Genomic DNA, 574 nt, shown 5'->3' with positions numbered 1-574 from the left:
TTTCTGCACCGACCCTTGATATCGGTCTCGACGTAACACTGGGGTAGGACAATGAAACAATTCCAACCTGGCGATATCATCGAAATCAAGCTGCCCAACGGCTTTGGCTATCTGCAGGTCACACACAACCATCCGGCGTATCCCGAAGTGGTCCGTGCTTTGCCCGGACGTCATGCAGCGCGCCCGGCCAATATCGCAGAACTTGCCAGTGGTAAAACCAAATTCACCTTTATGCTGCCGCTGTTTTCAGTCCTGCAAAAAGGCATGCTCGAAGGTGAAAAAGTCGGTGCTGCAAAGATACCAGCCAGCGACACAACGTTCCCCACGTTCCGGATGCCGATCCGTGACAAACAGGGCAACGTCGTATACTGGTGGTTCTGGGATGGCGAAGGATTGCGCTATGATGCTGACCCGGACGCCTCAACCAATGATATGCCGTTGCGTGAAATCACAACGGCAGATGCCCTGCTCGAGAAGCTATCCGCGGCGTAATCGAAGAACTCAGGTCGGAACGCGGGTCGGAGGGACTTTACGTCCTTCCTCGCCCGCTTTCCGCTCATCTTCTTCGAGGTTC

At 54.5% G+C, this 574-nt stretch carries 2 protein-coding genes; both read left to right on the top strand.

All coding sequences use genetic code 11. From position 1 onward, the window contains the following. Positions 1-47 (top strand): hypothetical protein (locus WA429_RS21160; protein WP_336107903.1); only part of this gene is annotated, 47 nt, incomplete at its 5' end. Between the two features lie 4 nt (positions 48-51). Then, entirely contained in the window at positions 52-492 is a 441-nt protein-coding gene (locus WA429_RS21155; RefSeq protein ID WP_068517700.1) for a hypothetical protein, read from the top strand. Positions 493-574: the final 82 nt, after the last annotated feature.

Source organism: Thalassospira sp. CH_XMU1420-2 (assembly GCF_037029325.1).
Classification (GTDB): Bacteria; Pseudomonadota; Alphaproteobacteria; order Rhodospirillales; family Thalassospiraceae; genus Thalassospira; species Thalassospira povalilytica.
The sequence above is the reverse complement of the archived record's forward strand: the minus strand, read 5'-3'. Positions and strand labels throughout refer to the sequence as shown.

Bases quoted from the DNA above. Each gene is read 5' to 3' on its own strand.
- WA429_RS21155 (WP_068517700.1), top strand. From the start codon at position 52: ATGAAACAATTCCAACCTGGCGATATCATCGAAATCAAGCTGCCCAAC.